The 17,403-nt window shown below is 51.3% G+C and carries 15 protein-coding genes; 14 read left to right on the top strand and 1 reads right to left on the bottom strand.

From position 1 onward, the window contains the following. Positions 1-181: 181 nt before the first annotated feature. The 11 genes from gyrA (at position 182) to IMCC3135_RS25505 (ending at position 12,810) form a co-directional block, all read left to right on the top strand. Complete coding sequence (gene gyrA / locus IMCC3135_RS25555; protein ID WP_088920164.1) at positions 182-2,875, top strand: DNA gyrase subunit A; 2,694 nt, start codon at positions 182-184, stop codon at positions 2,873-2,875. A gap of 23 nt (positions 2,876-2,898) precedes the next feature. Next, entirely contained in the window at positions 2,899-3,993 is a 1,095-nt protein-coding gene (gene serC / locus IMCC3135_RS25550; protein WP_236994655.1) for a 3-phosphoserine/phosphohydroxythreonine transaminase, read from the top strand. Then, positions 3,990-5,123: a prephenate dehydratase gene (gene pheA / locus IMCC3135_RS25545; RefSeq protein WP_088920162.1), complete on the top strand. Its 1,134-nt coding sequence runs from the start codon at positions 3,990-3,992 to the stop codon at positions 5,121-5,123. The genes serC and pheA overlap by 4 nt, the downstream gene beginning before the upstream one ends. Positions 5,124-5,159: 36 nt before the next feature. Beyond that, complete coding sequence (locus IMCC3135_RS25540; protein WP_088920161.1) at positions 5,160-6,008, top strand: prephenate dehydrogenase; 849 nt, start codon at positions 5,160-5,162, stop codon at positions 6,006-6,008. Between the two features lie 206 nt (positions 6,009-6,214). Further along, a complete protein-coding gene (locus IMCC3135_RS25535) occupies positions 6,215-6,901 on the top strand; it encodes a FadR/GntR family transcriptional regulator (RefSeq protein WP_205737709.1) in 687 nt (228 codons plus the stop codon). A 138-nt stretch (positions 6,902-7,039) separates the two neighbouring features. Then, positions 7,040-8,074, top strand: coding sequence for a TRAP transporter substrate-binding protein (locus IMCC3135_RS25530; protein ID WP_088920159.1), 1,035 nt, complete (start codon positions 7,040-7,042; stop codon positions 8,072-8,074). A 114-nt stretch (positions 8,075-8,188) separates the two neighbouring features. Next, a complete protein-coding gene (locus tag IMCC3135_RS25525) occupies positions 8,189-9,037 on the top strand; it encodes a TRAP transporter small permease subunit (protein ID WP_088920158.1) in 849 nt (282 codons plus the stop codon). Beyond that, positions 9,037-10,665: a TRAP transporter large permease gene (locus IMCC3135_RS25520; protein WP_088920157.1), complete on the top strand. Its 1,629-nt coding sequence runs from the start codon at positions 9,037-9,039 to the stop codon at positions 10,663-10,665. Before IMCC3135_RS25525 ends, IMCC3135_RS25520 begins: the two co-directional genes overlap by 1 nt. A 548-nt stretch (positions 10,666-11,213) precedes the next feature. Further along, positions 11,214-11,975 (top strand): MotA/TolQ/ExbB proton channel family protein, encoded by a 762-nt coding sequence (locus IMCC3135_RS25515; protein WP_157736269.1) that lies wholly within the window; start codon positions 11,214-11,216, stop codon positions 11,973-11,975. Next, positions 11,972-12,379: an ExbD/TolR family protein gene (locus IMCC3135_RS25510; protein ID WP_088920155.1), complete on the top strand. Its 408-nt coding sequence runs from the start codon at positions 11,972-11,974 to the stop codon at positions 12,377-12,379. The genes IMCC3135_RS25515 and IMCC3135_RS25510 overlap by 4 nt, the downstream gene beginning before the upstream one ends. A gap of 2 nt (positions 12,380-12,381) precedes the next feature. After that, positions 12,382-12,810, top strand: a complete 429-nt coding sequence (locus IMCC3135_RS25505) for an ExbD/TolR family protein (protein WP_088920154.1) — start codon at positions 12,382-12,384, stop codon at positions 12,808-12,810. Positions 12,811-13,008: 198 nt separating this feature from the next. On the opposite strand, the gene IMCC3135_RS35065 is transcribed toward IMCC3135_RS25505, so the two are convergent. Then, on the bottom strand, positions 13,009-13,389 hold the full coding sequence (locus tag IMCC3135_RS35065; protein WP_236994654.1) for a hypothetical protein: 381 nt from the start codon (positions 13,387-13,389) through the stop codon (positions 13,009-13,011). On the opposite strand from IMCC3135_RS35065, the gene IMCC3135_RS35060 reads away from it, so the two are divergent. The 3 genes from IMCC3135_RS35060 to IMCC3135_RS25490 are packed head-to-tail and all read left to right on the top strand — an operon-like array spanning position 13,377 to position 17,402. After that, on the top strand, positions 13,377-13,787 hold the full coding sequence (locus IMCC3135_RS35060) for an energy transducer TonB (protein WP_236994653.1): 411 nt from the start codon (positions 13,377-13,379) through the stop codon (positions 13,785-13,787). The two genes, IMCC3135_RS35065 and IMCC3135_RS35060, sit on opposite strands and share 13 nt — an antisense overlap. Before the next feature lie 14 nt (positions 13,788-13,801). Further along, complete coding sequence (locus IMCC3135_RS25495) at positions 13,802-16,243, top strand: TonB-dependent receptor (RefSeq protein WP_088920152.1); 2,442 nt, start codon at positions 13,802-13,804, stop codon at positions 16,241-16,243. 4 nt (positions 16,244-16,247) lie between these two features. Beyond that, positions 16,248-17,402, top strand: a complete 1,155-nt coding sequence (locus IMCC3135_RS25490) for an alpha-hydroxy acid oxidase (protein ID WP_088920151.1) — start codon at positions 16,248-16,250, stop codon at positions 17,400-17,402. The last annotated feature ends 1 nt before the right edge of the window (position 17,403 follow it).

Raw genomic sequence — 17,403 nt, 5'->3', positions numbered from 1 at the left:
GCTTTGTGGTCAGTTTCATGGATGATTAGTGAGTGATCGCGAAGCACTTGTAGCTGATCGTAGCAAGCGCTATTGCATGCGCCATCAAGTGCACCATCGCATGCGGCTTTCACAGTCATCAATGTGCTAGAATCGGTGGGTTGATCTGACTCGATCGCCACCCTGTTTGGCCCTTCGCTCCATGTCTGATTTCGCCAAAGAAATTCTGCCCATCAATCTCGAAGACGAGATGAGGCAGTCGTTCCTCGATTACGCCATGAGCGTAATTGTTTCGCGTGCCTTGCCGGATGTGCGCGATGGGCTTAAACCGGTACACCGCAGAATTCTGTATGCCATGCATGAGCAAGGCTACGAGTTCAATCGGCCCTATCGCAAATCCGCGCGTGTCGTCGGTGAGGTCATGGGTAAGTACCATCCTCATGGTGACTCGGCCATCTACGATTCGATGGTGCGAATGGCGCAGCCTTTCAGTCTGCGTTACATGCTGATAGATGGTCAGGGTAACTTTGGCTCGGTTGATGGCGACCCTGCGGCCGCCATGCGTTATACCGAAGTGCGCATGGAGAAAATCACACAAGACCTCCTGTCCGATATCGATCAGGAAACGGTTGACTTCATTCCTAACTACGACGGTTCGGAAAGTGAGCCAGCTGTATTGCCTTCACGCATCCCCAACCTGCTGGTTAATGGTGGTACGGGTATTGCGGTGGGTATGGCGACCAATATCCCGCCACACAATATCTCGGAAGTCATCAACGCCACCATTGCCATGCTCGACCAGCCTGACATAACCGTCGAGCAGCTCATGGAGCATCTGCCAGGGCCTGATTTCCCGACGCGCGGCATTATCAACGGTGCTCGCGGTATCAAGGAGGCCTATCGCACTGGGCGCGGCAAGTTGTACGTAAGAGCTCTGGCTACGGTTGAGTACAACGAGAAGACTAACAAAGACACCATCATCGTTACCGAGTTGCCTTATCAGGTAAACAAGGCGCGCTTGTTGGAGAAAATCGCCGAGCTGGTCAAAGACAAAAAGATCGAAGGCATCACAGAGTTGCGTGACGAGTCTGATAAAGACGGTATGCGCATGGTGATCGAGATGCGTCGGGGAGATTCCGGCGATGTCATGCTTAACCAGCTCTATAAACAAACTCAGTTGCAGGTGGTGTTCGGCATCAATATGGTCGCCCTGGATGAAGGGCAGCCGAAGCTGATGAATCTGGTGCAGGTGCTGAATGCATTCATTCGACACCGTCGCGAAGTAGTGACAAGACGCACGGTGTTTCTGTTGCGCAAAGCCCGTGACCGAGCCCATGTGCTGGAAGGTCTGGCTGTCGCACTGGCCAATATCGATCCCATTATCCAGCTCATCAAAGAGTCCCAGAACTCGGCTGAAGCCAAGGAAAAGCTGGTTGCTCAGCCTTGGGAGCCGGGTATCGTCAGCGGCATGCTGGAGCGCGCTGGAGCGGCTGCTTCCAAGCCGGAAAATCTGGCTGAAATGTATGGTCTGCACGACGGTCGCTATCAATTGACCGAAGTTCAGGCACAGGCAATTCTGGACTTGCGTCTGCACCGTCTGACAGGGCTTGAGCAAGACAAGATCATTGCCGAGTACCGTGAAATTCTCGAGAAGATCGAAGACTATCTGGACATCCTGACTGACCCTGAACGACTGCGTAGTGTCATCCGCGAAGAGCTGGTTGCGATCATCGAAAAATACGGTGATCAGCGCCGCACAGTCATCCAGGTAGATCACTCGGAAATGACCGTAGAAGATCTGATCGCTGATGAATCTGTGGTGGTCACGCTATCGCACAGTGGTTATGTCAAAGCACAGCCGTTGTCTGATTATCAGGCGCAGAAGCGCGGTGGTCGAGGGCGATCCGCCACGGCCATGAAGGATCAGGATTTTGTCGACAAGCTGTTTGTTGCCAGCATGCACGACACGGTGCTGTTTTTCACCAGTGTCGGCAAGGTCTACTGGAAGCGTGTCTACGAACTACCGCTTGCCAGTCGAGGCGCTCGTGGTCGCCCCATCGTCAACCTGCTGCCGCTTGAAGAGAATGAGCGAGTCAATGCGGTTCTGACGGTACGTGACTACAGCGAAACACAATTCATCGTGTTTGCGACCAGTAAGGGTGTCGTCAAGAAGACAGCTCTGGCTGATTTCTCACGACCACGGACCAATGGCATTATCGCCATCGATCTGCGTATTGATGATTACTTGATTGACGTTGCTCTGACTACGGGCGACAGCGACATCATGCTGTTCTCCAGTGGTGGTCGTGCCATGCGCTTCAATGAGGATGCTGTCCGTATCATGGGCAGAACTGCTGCTGGTGTTCGCGGTATTCGCATGCCGGAAGAGGACAGCGTGATCGGTCTTATCGTGGTGGGAGAGGGAACCATTCTCAGTGCCACGAAGCATGGTTACGGCAAGCGCACCAAGCCTGAAGACTATCCGACAAAGGGACGTGGTGGCATGGGTGTCATCGACATCAAGACCACTGAGCGTAATGGTCCGGTTATTGGCGCGGTACAGGTGGGAGAGGATGACGAAATCATGCTCATTACCGACGGTGGCACATTGGTACGTACCAAAGTCTCGGGAGTCACCAGCGTTGGACGTAATACGCAAGGTGTACGTCTGATTCGACTGAGCAAGGGTGAGTCACTGGTGGAGTTAACACCAATCGATGAGTCCGACATCAGTGCCGAGGATGTTCTGGATGAAGACGGCGAGATCATCGACGGCGAGGCTGTTGCTGTTGCTGTTGCTGATGTCGAAGCGCTCGACGCCAGTGCTGACGCTGTGGAAGATGACTCGGAAGATGACTCGGAAGATGATGCTGCATCAGACGAAGACGCCAAATAAATCATTGCAGAGTACCGTGACACTTGACTGAGCATTCCACGACGCGGATAGCCAATTTCAATGCAGGTCCTGCGGCAATGCCGCAGGCCGTGTTGGAGCGCATGCAGGCAGAGTTGCTGGATTATCGAGGCCGCGGGCTCTCGGTTCTCGAGATGAGTCATCGTAGTGCGGACTTTGCTGAAATCGCTACAACCACCGAAGCCAACTTTCGGCAGTTGTTGAATATTCCTTCGGATTATTCTGTGCTTTTCATGCAGGGCGGGGCGAGTGCCCAGTTCTCATTATGTGTCCAGAATCTGGATGTTCGCGGGCAGGTTGCTTATGCCAATACGGGTTATTGGGCTGGCAAGGCGATGGACTCAGCTCGAGCTCTGAGCAGTGTGATTGAGGTGACACATTGTCAGGAAATGCCACTGATAAAAGTGCCGAATGCAGATCAATGGGCTTGCTCTGATTCAGCCAGTTTTCTGCATGTGACTGACAATGAAACCATCGATGGTATAAGACTGCACGAAGTACCGCGCTGCAACGTGCCTCTGATTTCAGACATGTCCTCCTCGATACTGTCGCAGCCTGTCGACATCAAACAGTACGGCATGATTTACGCCGGTGCACAGAAGAATATTGGTCCGGCGGGTATTACGCTTGTCATTGTCAGCGATGAATTGCTGGAGCGCAGTGCAGAGCGATCGCTGCCGCCCGTGTTCAGCTACGCTGCCATGGCCAAGGCGGGTTCGATGCTGAACACACCGCCTACATTTGCCTGGTATGCCGCAGGGCTTGTTTTTCAGTGGTTGCTAGAGCAGGGTGGAGTGAGTGCCATGGCTGAGCGCAATCGGAATCAGGCTGGACGGGTGTACTCGGCTCTCGATCAGCACGAGCTATACATCAACCGCATACATCCGCAGAACCGCTCACTCATGAACATACCCTTCCAGTTGAAGAATGATTCGCTGACGGCAGAATTTCTGAAGGGTGCTTCGGATCGCAACTTCGTCGGACTGAAGGGGCATAAATCGATCGGAGGCCTGCGGGCCAGTTTGTACAATGCCACCACTGACCGGTCTGTTGACGAGCTGGTCGATTACCTTGATATCTTCGCGAAACAGCATGCATGAGCACTGATATTCCGGACGCACAGAATCAGCCACAGACCGATACTGACAAGCCGTTGGATCTGGCTGCGGTTCGCAAGGAAATCGATGCTCTGGATCTGCAGATTCAGTCATTGTTGAATCAACGGGCAGCTGCCGCGTTGAAAGTGGCGAAGGTCAAGCTGGCAGAAGCTGCAGGAAAGCCGGTTGATTTCTATCGACCAGAGCGTGAAGCGCAAATACTCAAAGAGGTTGCCTCTCGTAATGGCGGCCCCATGAGCGATTACGCGGTTCAGCGTATTTTTCGCGAAATTATTTCCGCCAGTCTGGCTCTTGAAGAGCCCATGCGGGTGGCCTACCTTGGGCCGGAAGGCACCTATAGCCACGCAGCTGCCGATAGGCATTTTGGATTTGCGGTACAAAGCGTTCCCGAGTCCAGCATTGCAGATATATTCCACGCGGTGGAAACAGGTCGAGTCCGTTTTGGTGTTGTGCCTGTGGAAAATTCTACGGAAGGGGCGATCAACCTGACGCTGGATCTGCTTACGCAGTCCTCGTTGCGCGTCTGTGGTGAGTTGAGTATGCGTATTCAGCATTGCCTGCTCAGCCGTAGCGAATCGCTTGATGATATCAAGACTGTGCATGCTCATCCGCAAGCCTTGGCTCAGTGTCGCCATTGGCTGGATGCGAATTTGCCCAATGCCGAACGCATCAGTGAAAGTAGCAATGCGGCGGCCGCCAAACTGGCTTTGGAACACCCTGAATACGCGGCAATTGCCGGCGAGACTGCGGGGAAACTCTATGGTCTCAACAGTCTGGTTGTCGGTATCGAGGATGACAGAAACAACACCACCCGTTTTCTCGTCATCGGTGATCAGGACATTCCGCCCAGTGGTGACGATGCCACACTGCTGATGGTTGCAGCGCCGCACAGGCCAGGCGGTTTGCGTCACATCCTGGCACCGTTGGAGACCGCCGGTGTCAGCATGACCCGTATCGAATCAAGGCCATCACGTTCTGCCTTGTGGGAATATCACTTCTTTATCGCTGTTACGGGTCATCAGCACGATTCAAACCTGTCTCCGGTGCTGGATGAGCTGCGTGAACTGACACCACTTCTCAAGGTGATTGGTTCATACCCACGCGCCCTGTAGGGTCTTGTCAATCTTGAATACAACGGGTACCAGCCGATGAACACATTATGTATTGTCGGTCTGGGCATGATCGGCGGCTCTTTGGCAGGGGCTTTGAAGCAGGCAAATTTTCCGGGAAAAATTGTTGCCCTGGTGCGCTCTGAAGCAACGGGTGTGCGAGGCCTGGAGCTGGGACTGATCGATGCCTTCAGCGTCAATGCAGCGGATGTAATCTGTGATGCCGATGTAGTCATGCTTGCGGTACCCATGTTGAGCATGCGCGAACAGATGCAGCTCATCAAGGAACACTTGAAGCCAGCGGCAATCGTTACCGATGCGGGTAGTGTGAAAGCACCGTTCATCAAGGATGCCAGAGATGTCTTTGGGGACTTGTCCCGAGTGGTTCCCGGACACCCGATTGCAGGTCGTGAAAAGACCGGTGTTGATGCCGCTGATGCGAGTCTGTATCAAAATCGTCGCGTGTTGCTGACCCCACTTCCAGAGACAGATGCAGCCGCAACGGCCACCGTTCAGCAACTCTGGGAATTGGTTGGAGCTGAAGTTGAAGTATTGGGCCCCGAACAGCATGACAGGGTGCTTGCCGCTACCAGCCACTTGCCACATGTTCTGGCTTTTGCATTAGTTGATACCCTGGCGACACAGCAGGAAGCCGAAGAGATCTTTCGGTATGCCGCCGGTGGTTTTCGTGACTTTACGCGAATAGCATCCAGCGACGCCATCATGTGGCGCGATGTCTGTCTGACCAATCGCGAGGCCATTCTGGAGTCTATGGACAATCTGGATGCGCATCTGAAGCAATTGCGACATGCTATCGATATCAGCGATGGCGAGGCTATAGAAGCCACTTTTGTGCGTGCCAGAAAGGCTCGAGATGCCAATACTTGAGGCATCTGTCTCAGTTCTGCCCTGTCCTGCAATCGTCATCACCCTGTAGTGGATTAACTTCGTCGCATATTTTTCATCATTTGATTATGCTTAGGCATAAATGCTATGAATACATGTTTGCAAATCAAACATAATATGTTTAAATCCGCTGCATGGATGAAATGTCTTTCAAGGACTTGACGGCAGTATCTGTACTAGCACGAAGCATGGGATCTGAGCTTGCTCACCAGATTGGTCGATGCATAGCGACAGGGCACTATGCGCCGGGCAGCCTGATCGAAGACGAGTCCGCTTTGGTCAGTCGGTACGGGGTCAGCAGAACGGTTGTGCGTGATGCGGTAAAGGTGCTTGTCGGTAAGGGTCTTCTGGAGGTGCGCCGTGGCATTGGTACTCGAGTCAAGCCAAGAGAGCAGTGGGCGCTATTTGATCTTGATGTGCTTGCCTGGCAACTCTCAGCTCAGGCTGATCCAACCATGCTCTTGCAGTTGATGGAGATACGACAGTTGTTCGAACCGCAAGCTGCGGCCTGGGCCGCAAAGCGGGCAACAGCGTCTGACATTGCTGAGATTCTGAGTGCGTTGGAAGCCATGTCTGCGGATGTTGCCAATATGGAGTTGTTTCTGAAAGCTGATGCCAGATTTCATCGCGCTGTTTTACGTGCAGCGCATAACGAGTACCTGTTTGCCTTGTCTGGAATCATCTATTCATCGTTGTTATCGATCATCCGATTGCACAATCCGGACGTGGGCAACAATCGCAGAATAGTCTCGTTCCATCGAGATGTTCATGATGCGATAGCCGCTGGAAATGAAGTTGATGCGAGTTTGAAGATGGCGTTTCTGATTGAAGATGCCAGCAGCCGCATCAAGGCATCCACGGCACTTGCTTCATGAGGAAATGCCAAAAAAGTTTATTACGCCAATGGCGCAGCCCTTGGTTTTAAGTAAGTTTAGTCGTGAGGCTAAGTACGAATCAGGCTTGACTGAAGTTGTTCGGGTTCTGAATATTTCATTTTAATAGTGAGGAGAAACATGCTTAAGAATTTTAAAGGTGTCACCACAATAGCTGCATCCAGTGTTGCCACATTGGCACTGACACTGGCATCTGGCACTGCAAGCGCAGAAGACACCAAGTTACGTATCCAGACTCATTTCTCGCCAGAAACTCTCTCGGGTGAACTGGCCGCCGAATTCATCGAAGATGTGACTGCGATGTCCAATGGCGAGATAAAGATTGAGATGTTCTACTCTTCTGCTGTCGTAAAGTCGGCTGAGACATTTGACGCCGCTGCCACGGGTATCCTGGATTGCGATATGACAGGTGGTGCTTATCAGACCGGCAAGAACCCGGCTTTCCAGTTTACTGGTGATTTGATGGGTGGTTATTCCAACCCTTACCAGCAGATGGCCTGGTTGCTTCATGCTGATGGCTACAACCAGATCAATGAGCTCTACAATGCCCATGAGATGGAATTTGTCGGTTGGTGGATACCGGGTCAGGAATCTCTGGCTTCTACCAAGCCGATTCGTGGTGTAGAAGATCTCAAGAACTGGAAATTCCGTTCGCCTCCAGGTATGGAAACTCTGGTATTCAAGAACCTGGGTGCTTCACCTATCGTGATGGATTTCAACGAAATTTTCACGGCACTTGAATCCGGCATTATCGATGGTGCTGATGCAGCCAACCTGACTAACAATGTTGGCTTGGGTCTTTATGACATTGCCGAGTTTACAAACTACCCCGGCTTTCATTCCATGCCAGCCGATCACCTGGCTTGCCGTAAGGACATCTGGGACGAAATGCCAGCACATCACAAAGCCATCATGAAAGTAGGTATGCAGGCTCTGGCTCTTAAGAACGCCACCTTGAATGAAGTGAAGAATGCCGAAACTGCTAAAGTTCTGGCAGAAAAAGGTGTGACGCTTTCTACTTGGTCGGATGAAGATCTGGCTGTTTACCGTGGCGCTGTGCAAAAGGCATGGGTAGAATTTGCAACTACGCCTGAGTCCAAGAAGCTGCTTGAAAGTCATATGGCTTTCCTGCGGGACTTGGGTGCAATGGAATAACAGGGAACTCCCCCGTTATTGTTTAGAACAATGGTGGCAGTGCCTGAAAGGGCCTGTCACTTTTTTATTCATCGATGATGATCTACCGGATAGCAATGAACCTGGACGTTATATATGGACGATGATAGTGGCAGTTTTCTGGAGTGGGTGATTCCATTCGCCTTCGTTGTTTGTGCAGGTTGGGCGACTTGGCATACGCCAGCGTTTATTCTGGACTTTCTACCACCTGCCAGTGACAGTCTTGTGCAGCAAATGGGTGAGCTACATCATCGCAAGGATGTGACACCCGATATGCCAGGTTTGTTCGGCGGTTATGCCGATGCTCTTGATTGGGCGGCACTTGTGCTGGTTCCCATTCTGTTGATTCTGGGTGCGCGCAATGTTCGCTGCGCCGGGATGGAATACGAGCACTGGCGTCCCATCGATAGATTTTCCCTGTTTATCGGTCGAGTGACGATGATTCTTATTCTGTCGCTGACCTGCGTCATGTTGTACGAAGTGTTTCTTCGCTATGTTTTTGAAGCGCCGACGCTCTGGGCAAACGAGCTGACCTTGTGGATTGCAGGCTATGTATTCCTGCTCTCGGGTCTCTATGCCATGCAGCAGCGTTGTCATATCAGAATATTTCTACTCTATGATGCGGTGCCTCGCTGGATGCAGCATCTGTTCGACATGATTTCAGTTGCCTTTATCTGGTTTTTTGCTTTCTTCCTGATATTCGGCAGTTACAAGCAAGTGTTTTATACCAAGTTCTACAAGTGGGAAATGTTTGGCACCGCCTTTGATCCCCCGATACCCGCAACCATTCAACCGATGATTCTCATCATGGTCGCATTGATCGCCATACAGGCGGCCGTCAACCTCATCTCTGACTGGAATCTGACCGCCGAAGAACGGGGTGGACTGGCCGATATTGATGAGCAGGAAATTGAAGCAATCAAACGCAGCGTAGGTAAAGTCTGATGGATGTCGGAACCATTTCATTAGTGCTGGTTGTCGGAATGTTGATATTCCTGGCAATTGGCATGCCTCTGGGTCTGGCATCGGCAGTGCTCGCACTGCTAGTCATGATCATGAAGTTCGAACCGACATTGCTGACAGACCCGTTCAGTTTTGGAGAAGGTTTGCTGACTAGCCGACCGGGGACGGGGCCGCTCTATATTCTTGCGCAGAAGATCTTTGATCTTCTAACCGAATACGTGCTTATTTCAGTGCCACTCTTCATTTTCATGGCCTCATTACTGGAGCGATCCGGTGTTGCCAAGTCCATGTATGACTCGCTGGATTTCTGGCTTAGCCGTGTACGCGGTGGAATCGCGATCGTCACCTCTGTCATGGCTGTTCTACTTGCCGCCATGTCCGGCATCATCGGTGGGGAAATCGTACTGCTTGGTCTGATTGCCTTACCTCAGATGCTGAGATTGGGCTACGACCAGAACCTGGCGATCGGTACCATCTGCGCCTCTGGCTCTCTGGGCACAATGATCCCCCCTTCGATTGTTCTCATCATCTACGGACTGATTACCGAGACATCAATCAAGGCGCTGTTCACCGGTGCATTTCTACCAGGCTTCATGCTGGCAAGTTTCATCATCATCTACATCGTCACTCGAACACGGATCAATCCTTCATTGGCACCTTTGCCAGATCCTGGTCCGGATGACCCAGAGGGTAGTGAAAAGCGGAATATGTTCCTGGCTTTTCTCGCTGTCGTTGTGACCGGGTTGGCCAGTTTGCTGCTGCTGCGCGTTGTTCTGTATACGCTTCTGGGTACCAACGCAGAAGTCTCTGTCGACGATGGCCCGTTGTGGCTAGGAATGAGTTATCACATTCCTTACATTGCGGGTGTTGTCGCGGTGGGCCTGGGTTTGATCTTCTTCGTGTCTGGTCGCGAGCGCGCTAGCAAAGGCTGGCAGCATGGCAAGGGTCTGATTGCTCCGGTGACCATTATCGGCATAGTTCTCGGTTCCATCTATGGTGGTGTCACTGGTATTACCGAAGCTGCTGGTATGGGAGCATTGGCGGTTCTGGTCATTGCGCTACTACGGGGTGAAGCCTCTTTCAGGCTTCTCTGGGATAGCCTGATGCGCACCTTGCGCTCCACCGGTACCATCATCTGGGTCACGATAGGCGCTGCTGCCTTGTCTGGCGCCTATACGCTGGCGGGTGGTCCAACCTATATTGCAGAACTTATCGTTGGTGCCAATATGCCTACCTTCGGGGTGCTGCTGACGATGATGCTGATTTTGCTGTTCATGGGCGCATTCATGGATTGGGTGGGTATCGTACTGTTGATCATCCCTGTATTCCTGCCTATCGTTAAAGCCATGCCCATCGAGGAAATCGGTTTTATCGGGCAACTTGATCCTTCGCAGGTCTCAATATGGTTTGGTGTTCTGTTCTGTATGAACATGCAGGTCAGCTTTCTATCACCACCGTTTGGCGGGGCTGCTTTCTATCTCAAATCCGTGGCACCTCCACATATCTCGTTGACCGATATTTTCCGTGGATTCCTGCCTTTTATCGGACTTCAGTTACTGGCGTTGAGCGTCTTGCTCATATGGCCTTCAATCGTAACGATCTTCCTGTAAGGCAAAACCGGCTTGGCGCACTCAGGGAGTAGAGTGCGCAAGCTGAAGGCCCTGGCTGTTTGATCTGGCACTTTGGCATCAAGTGCCAGACTGTTGTTCTTGATAGAGCCCAGGGATAATCGGCGCGAATGACATAGCGCCTCGATCTATCCGCTACCCCGATTCGTCTTGTCAAGACCGCATGGCAACTGTTAGCGCGCCATCCAGAACCTGAGCCTGCTCTGGGCAGTCGGCGATGATCGCCCCCTCTCAAAAATCTTCAGCTCTCTGTGCCAGTGATTGGTGCAGCGCTTGTCGTGCCTATCGCATATATATCCGGTGCAAAACCGATGAGGACGTGCGTTTCACCGTTCTAGAGGGCCAGAATTAGGCATCACTTCGATTGAAAAATCGATATTTTATCGCTTATCGGAAAGATTGATGAGTTTTATGCACAAGATTGAGGCGGAACTATTTCACAGGTAAGTTCGTGAATCGATTGACAGACAATAATGATAGTAATTAGAATGCGAATCGTTATCATTACCTGTCACATGTGAGCGCAAATTTTGACTACGTTAACTGCCGCCGAATCCATTCCTGCAGACGTGATAACTGAGGTTTTACCTCTGGAAACGGCGGTTAGCAGCACTCTGGACAATCTGGTGAGCATGATGATTACCGGCGGTCCTGTCGTTTGGTTACTGCTGTGTTTTTCTCTGGTGGCCTTGACAGTCTTTCTGGTGAAAGTCGGGCAGTTGTTCTCCTTGCGTCAGCGCCCCGGTAAATCCGTGGACAGAGCCTATGCCTACCTTGCAGAAGGTCAGTCGGTAGAAGCCAATACTCTGGTCAATGCCCAGAAAAACCCACGTGCACAGGTGCTGAGTCATGCGCTGCATATGATCAGTACGAACAAGTATTCGGTCACGGAAATACGTGACGAAGCCATGCGCCGTTCACGGTTGTGCCTGGGCAAGCTGGAATCGCATTTGAGAATTCTGGAAGTTATAGCAATGCTGGCCCCATTGCTTGGTCTTTTTGGAACGGTCCTGGGCATGATCGAGGCCTTCCGAGCCATGGAGAGTGCGGGTGCGCAAGTTAATCCAGCCATTTTGTCTGGAGGCATCTGGCAGGCACTGCTGACGACAGCCGTGGGTCTTGCCGTCGCCATTCCGGTATCCATTGCGCATAGCTGGTTAGAGCGCAAGGTAGAAGTACAGGCAGCCTCTCTACAGAACGATATTGATGTTCTGAGTGCGCTGGTACAGCAAAAAACGAATGAGCAACATCAAGTCGCACGACTACAGCGTACTGCTCGAGCTGTGTCATGAGTGCTGGATTGACTGTCAGGCGTTCCAGTCGACCCATCAGCCTCACGGCATTGATCGACGTCGTATTCATCCTGTTGATGTTCTTCATGCTGACATCCTCATTCGATAGATTTGGTTACTTCGAATTCAATACGCCTGCCTCATCAGGTGTGGCGTCGCAGGAGTCTCAATCCGTGGTGCTGATGGCAAACGGTGACCTGGTGCAGCGTCTCGGTTCTGGAAGCCAGGTGTTGAGTGATACAGATTTGTTGAGTCGAATCGATGCATTGAAGCCATTATCAGTGCTGCCAGTAGGGGATGCAAATGTACAGACCATGGTGCAATCGATTGAACGTCTGAACCAGCTAGGACTTGCCAATGTCACTCTGGGACATGTGTTGGCCAGCACTCAGGACGCACGATAGTCGTGGCTGATTTCTTACATCAGGAACAGCTCATGCCGGTTGCTCGACGTAAAGCAACTGGCGACAGCAATCTGATTCCGCTAATCAATATCGTATTTTTGCTGTTGATTTTTTTCATGGTCGCCGGGCAGATACAGCCGCAGGATGGCAGTGATATTCAACCGCCACTCGCTGATAGTGCCGATGGCAGCACGCCTTCAATCGTTGACGTGCAAATCAATCGACGTAATGAAATATTGCTCGATGGTGATCCAGTGTCCATTAGTCGCCTACAGGAAGTACTAAAAGTGGATGGACGCGCCGAGTCTGAACAACTGGTGGTAAAGGCTGATAAGGATGTTCGTGCCGACGAGCTAGGTGCTTTGCTGGATGCTCTGCGTACATCCGGTGTTCTGAGTATTCGTCTGATAACGCAAAAGTCAGGAAGCTGAATCTTGTGAGTCTTGTTCATTGGATCGCAGCCGCAACGCTGGCGCTACTTCTGCATCTTTCGGTCGCTTTCGCGCTACTGGTCTACAAGCCAGAACCTGACTATGGGGCGACGGGGATCGGTGAGATGGGTATCAGTATTGGGCTTGGTATACAGGGCAATTCGGTGGAAACAATACAAGCCGAGGAGGAAAGTGCTGTTACTGAGGAAGAGGAAGAGGAAGCGGTCGAGCCTGTAGAGCAGGAAGAAGAGCCGGAAGCTGATCAGCCGGTAGTGCCGGAACCGACGCCAGAACCAGAACCAGAGCCAGAGCCAGAGCCAGAGCCAGAGCCAGAACCAGAACCAGAACCAGAACCAGAACCAGAACCAGAACCAGAACCAGAACCAGAACCAGAACCAGAACCAGAACCAGAACCAGAACCAGAGCCAGAGCCAGAGCCAGAACCAGAACCAGAACCAGAACCAGAACCAGAACCAGAACCAGAACCAGAGCCAGAGCCAGAGCCAGAGCCAGAGCCAGAGCCAGAGCCAGAGCCTGAATCAACGTCTGAGGCGGAAACTGAACGTGTGGAAAGTGCACAGCTTAGTGATGCCGATGAGAGTACGGGTGCCAAGACCTCAGCCTCTGTTGCGAATACAGGTTCAGCTAGCGATCAGAATGCTGAAGGAACTACCGGCGATCCCAATGCTTATCTGGGAAAGATCAATGCCTGGTTGAAACAGTTTCATCGGTATCCACTGGCTTCCAAGAAACGCAAGGAAGAGGGTGTTGTGCATCTGAAGTTCACGATCAATCGTGAGGGTGAAATTCAGGACGCCAGCATTGAGAAAAGCTCTGGTTATGATCGTCTTGACAGGGCTGCGCTTGAACTGCTTTCAGAGGCCTCGCCGGTGCCTCGCATTCCTGATTTCATGAATCGGGAAACGCTGAAACTGGTGATACCGATCGAGTATTCACTGATTACCAACTCTAACTGACCACGGAAAGAAAGATGAGTAAGACCGCTGTAGGCCATGCGTTATCCAGAGCAAGCTCTGAGATTGAACGTAGAGAAGTCCGGAAGCCAGTGCGACTGGGATATTCGCAGATCCCGCAAAATTCGACATTCAACCGGCGCTCTTTGGCCGTCGGTGTTTCTGCACTCATGTGTACTTCTTTAGCCATGGCGCAGAGTCAGGTGCCTGAAGCGGAACCGGTGCCTGATACTGAAGAAACTCTGGTGCTGGAAAAGCTGGAACTCCAGGATAAAACCAGTGATACAAACCCCTATGCGGAAGATGGTGCGCCATACAAGGCCAAGATATCCGGTGACTCACGACATGTGAAAGATCTGGCTGAAACACCTCAGACCATTCAGGTATTTACTCAGACCCAATTGCAGGAATCGGGCAAGACAGATCTTCGTGATCAGCTTTCATCAGTGCCAGGTATTACGTTGGGTACCGGTGAAAACGGCAATGCCTTTGGAGACCGATATATTATCCGTGGTCACGAAGCTCGCAGTGATGTCTTCGTTGATAGTCTGCATGATCCAGGCATGACAACTCGAGAAAGCTTCGCGGTAGAGCAGGTGGAAATTACCAAAGGTCCCAGCTCGACTTTTGCAGGCCGTGGATCCACAGGTGGAGCTGTTAACAGCATAACCAAACAGGCCAGTACCGATTATGATTTCACCAAATTGCAAGGTGGTATCGGTAGCGATTCTTACGGACGTTTGACGGTTGATACTAATCAGAAGATCAATGAAGAAGTAGCGGTTCGTGCCAATGTGCTTTTGGGTACATCGGATGTTCCTGACAGGGATCCTGCCAGTGAAGATAGGACCGGATTTGCATTGTCAGGAATTTATGACACCGGCGATCGATTCTCGGTTCTGGCTGATGTCTACTATCTGGATGCGGATGACAAGCCTGATCTGGGCACCTATATTGTCCCGGATGGCGGCGGTCCCGTCGACAATTTACCTGTTTATCTACAGAATCAGGATTTTCTGACATCCACCGTGAAGTCCGGCACCGTGCGTGCGAACTATGAATTTACAGATGATCTTCGTATAGAGAACTCCCTTCGCTACGGCACCACTGAAAATGGCTACGTCATGACAGGAGCTCGCGGTACCGTGCTTGATGAAACTGATCCGGATGCACCTGGTGGTGACAATGTTAGCCTGAGTACGCATCAGGGATGGCAGGAAATAGATTATTTTGCTGATCAGATAAATCTGTTTGCAGATAAAGATATCGGTAGCCTGTTGCATCAGTTTGTCTTCAGTGCAGAATTCAGCAAAACCAACGTTAAGAACGGTGTTTACAGTATTGACAACACCGGTGAAAGTAATTGTGTGACATCGGGCAGGAATGGTGCTAGTCCGGGTTATTGCATGTATGACTCAAGTGGAAATCTGGTTGATGATCTGAACAACCTGATGGGCCGTGAAATCACGCGTGGAGATTATGATTCGGATTTCAAGATCTCAACCGTATCGCTGGCCGCTATGGATACGATTGATTTCACCGATCGATTGACAGGTTTCTTCGGTGTGAGAATGGATAGTTTTGACTATACCAATACACTGAAAAGTACTAACAATGAAACGGGCGAATCGACATTAACCAAATATGCCTATGACGACGTTTTGTGGAATGGTCATCTGGGTGTAGTCATGAAAGTCGCCGAAGAAGGAAATGTTTACGCCAATTTCAGTAGCTCCTCCAATATCAACGGTGGTGAATCTGACTTGGGTGGAAACTGTGGTTATGGTGGTTTGTGTGGTGATAACACACAGGTTGGAAATAGCGAACCTGAAACCTCTCATAACTTTGAGCTGGGCACCAAGTGGGACTTGTTCGACGACAAATTGCTGGCAACGTTCGCTGTATTCCAGATGACCAAGAGTGATGTCATGGAGAGCATCGGTGAAGATGACTACGAGACTTTAGGTACGCTGAATACGGGCAAGAACAGAATTCGTGGCGTTGAGTTCTCTCTGGCAGGTAACCTCACTGAGACCGTCAGTGCCGTGGCAGGGTTCAGTGTGATGGATTCCGAGATTCTCAAATCATACGATGAAGATTCTGTCGGTAGAGTGCTAAGTAACTTTGCAGATAAAAGTGCTTTCGCTCAGCTGCGTGTTGAGGTCACACCTAAAGTTGTTATTGGTGGTGCAGTCACTTATTCCAGTGAGACCTATGCCGGACAGCCAGATTCTGCGGCAGGATACAATACTGATATTGGTCAGTATTCCTATAAGGTTCCGGCTTATACCGTGTTGGATGTGTTCTCCAGTTACGAGTTCAACAAGCAGTTGTCGGTACGTCTGAATGTGGGTAATGTGACGGATAAAGACTATTATCTGGCTAGCTATCGCAGTGGTGCTTTTGCCTACAAGGGTGATGCATTGAATACGCGATTGACAGTCAACTACGAGTTCTGATTCCATGCGAATGAATCCTGATAGCCCTATGAAGTCAGGATCTGTGATCCCTCCAGGCACAGTGTGTCTGGAGGATTACGAAAGGCTTGCCAGAGAAGTCCTGCCGCACGATGTCTACGAATATCTGGCAAGTGGTTGTGCCGATGACCTTACGCTTGCCAGCAATAGATCGTCGTTTGATCGATGGCAGATTCTTCCCCGGATGCTGACTGACTGTACTCAAGGCAGCACTGAATTGACGTTGCTGGGCGAGAAATTTCGTCATCCCATCTTGTTGGCGCCGGTTGCGCATCAGGGATTGGTACATCCCGATGCAGAGCTGGCTACGGCAGAGGCAGCAGCAATCATGGAAGCTGGCATGATTGCCAGCACGCTGTCGTCGGTTCCGATGGAAGGCATTGCCAACCAGCTACAAAGTAATAAATGGTTTCAATTGTATTTCCAGAAGGATCGCAACGGCACGCTTGACCTGATTCGACGCGCAGAAGTTTGCGGTTTTTCTGCCTTGATTGTGACGGTCGATGTGCCTGTCAATGGAGTACGTAATCGGGTGCAGCGATCTGGTTTTCGACTGCCGGAAGAGGGCAGCGCTGCCAATCTATCCAATCAATCCGCACCAGAACCCATCGTACTGGAGCCTCATGAGAGCATCATATTTCAGGGACTCATGCGTGAAGCACCTACCTGGCAGGATATCGAATGGTTGAAGAGCCAGACTGACATGCCCATTTTACTCAAAGGCATTTTGCATCCGGCTGATGCTGTCCGCTGTCAGGAGCTGGGACTTCAGGGAATAGTTGTTTCGAATCATGGCGGGCGTAGTCTGGATACTGTGCCCTCGACAATGGCGATGTTGCCTCTTGTTCGAGAAGCCGTTGGCAAGGAATTTCCTGTTTTACTGGATGGCGGTATTCGCCGTGGTGCTGACGTGTTCAAAGCTCTGGCTCTGGGTGCAGATGCGGTTCTGATCGGCCGACCTCAGGTTTTTGCCCTGGCAGTAGCAGGGGCTCTGGGCGTGGCCCATATGCTGAAGCTCCTGCGGGATGAACTGGAGATCACCATGGCTCTGGCGGGCTGTCCGAGCTTGGCCAGGATAGGCAGAGAGGCCTTGTTCGATGCCACTAGTTATTCAAACGAACTATCCATGAGGAAGGTCTGAA

Origin of the sequence: Granulosicoccus antarcticus IMCC3135 (assembly GCF_002215215.1) — a bacterium.
In the GTDB taxonomy this organism is placed as follows: Bacteria; Pseudomonadota; Gammaproteobacteria; order Granulosicoccales; family Granulosicoccaceae; genus Granulosicoccus; species Granulosicoccus antarcticus.
Note: the sequence above shows the minus strand (reverse complement) of the source record. Positions and strands in the feature narration are given on the sequence as shown.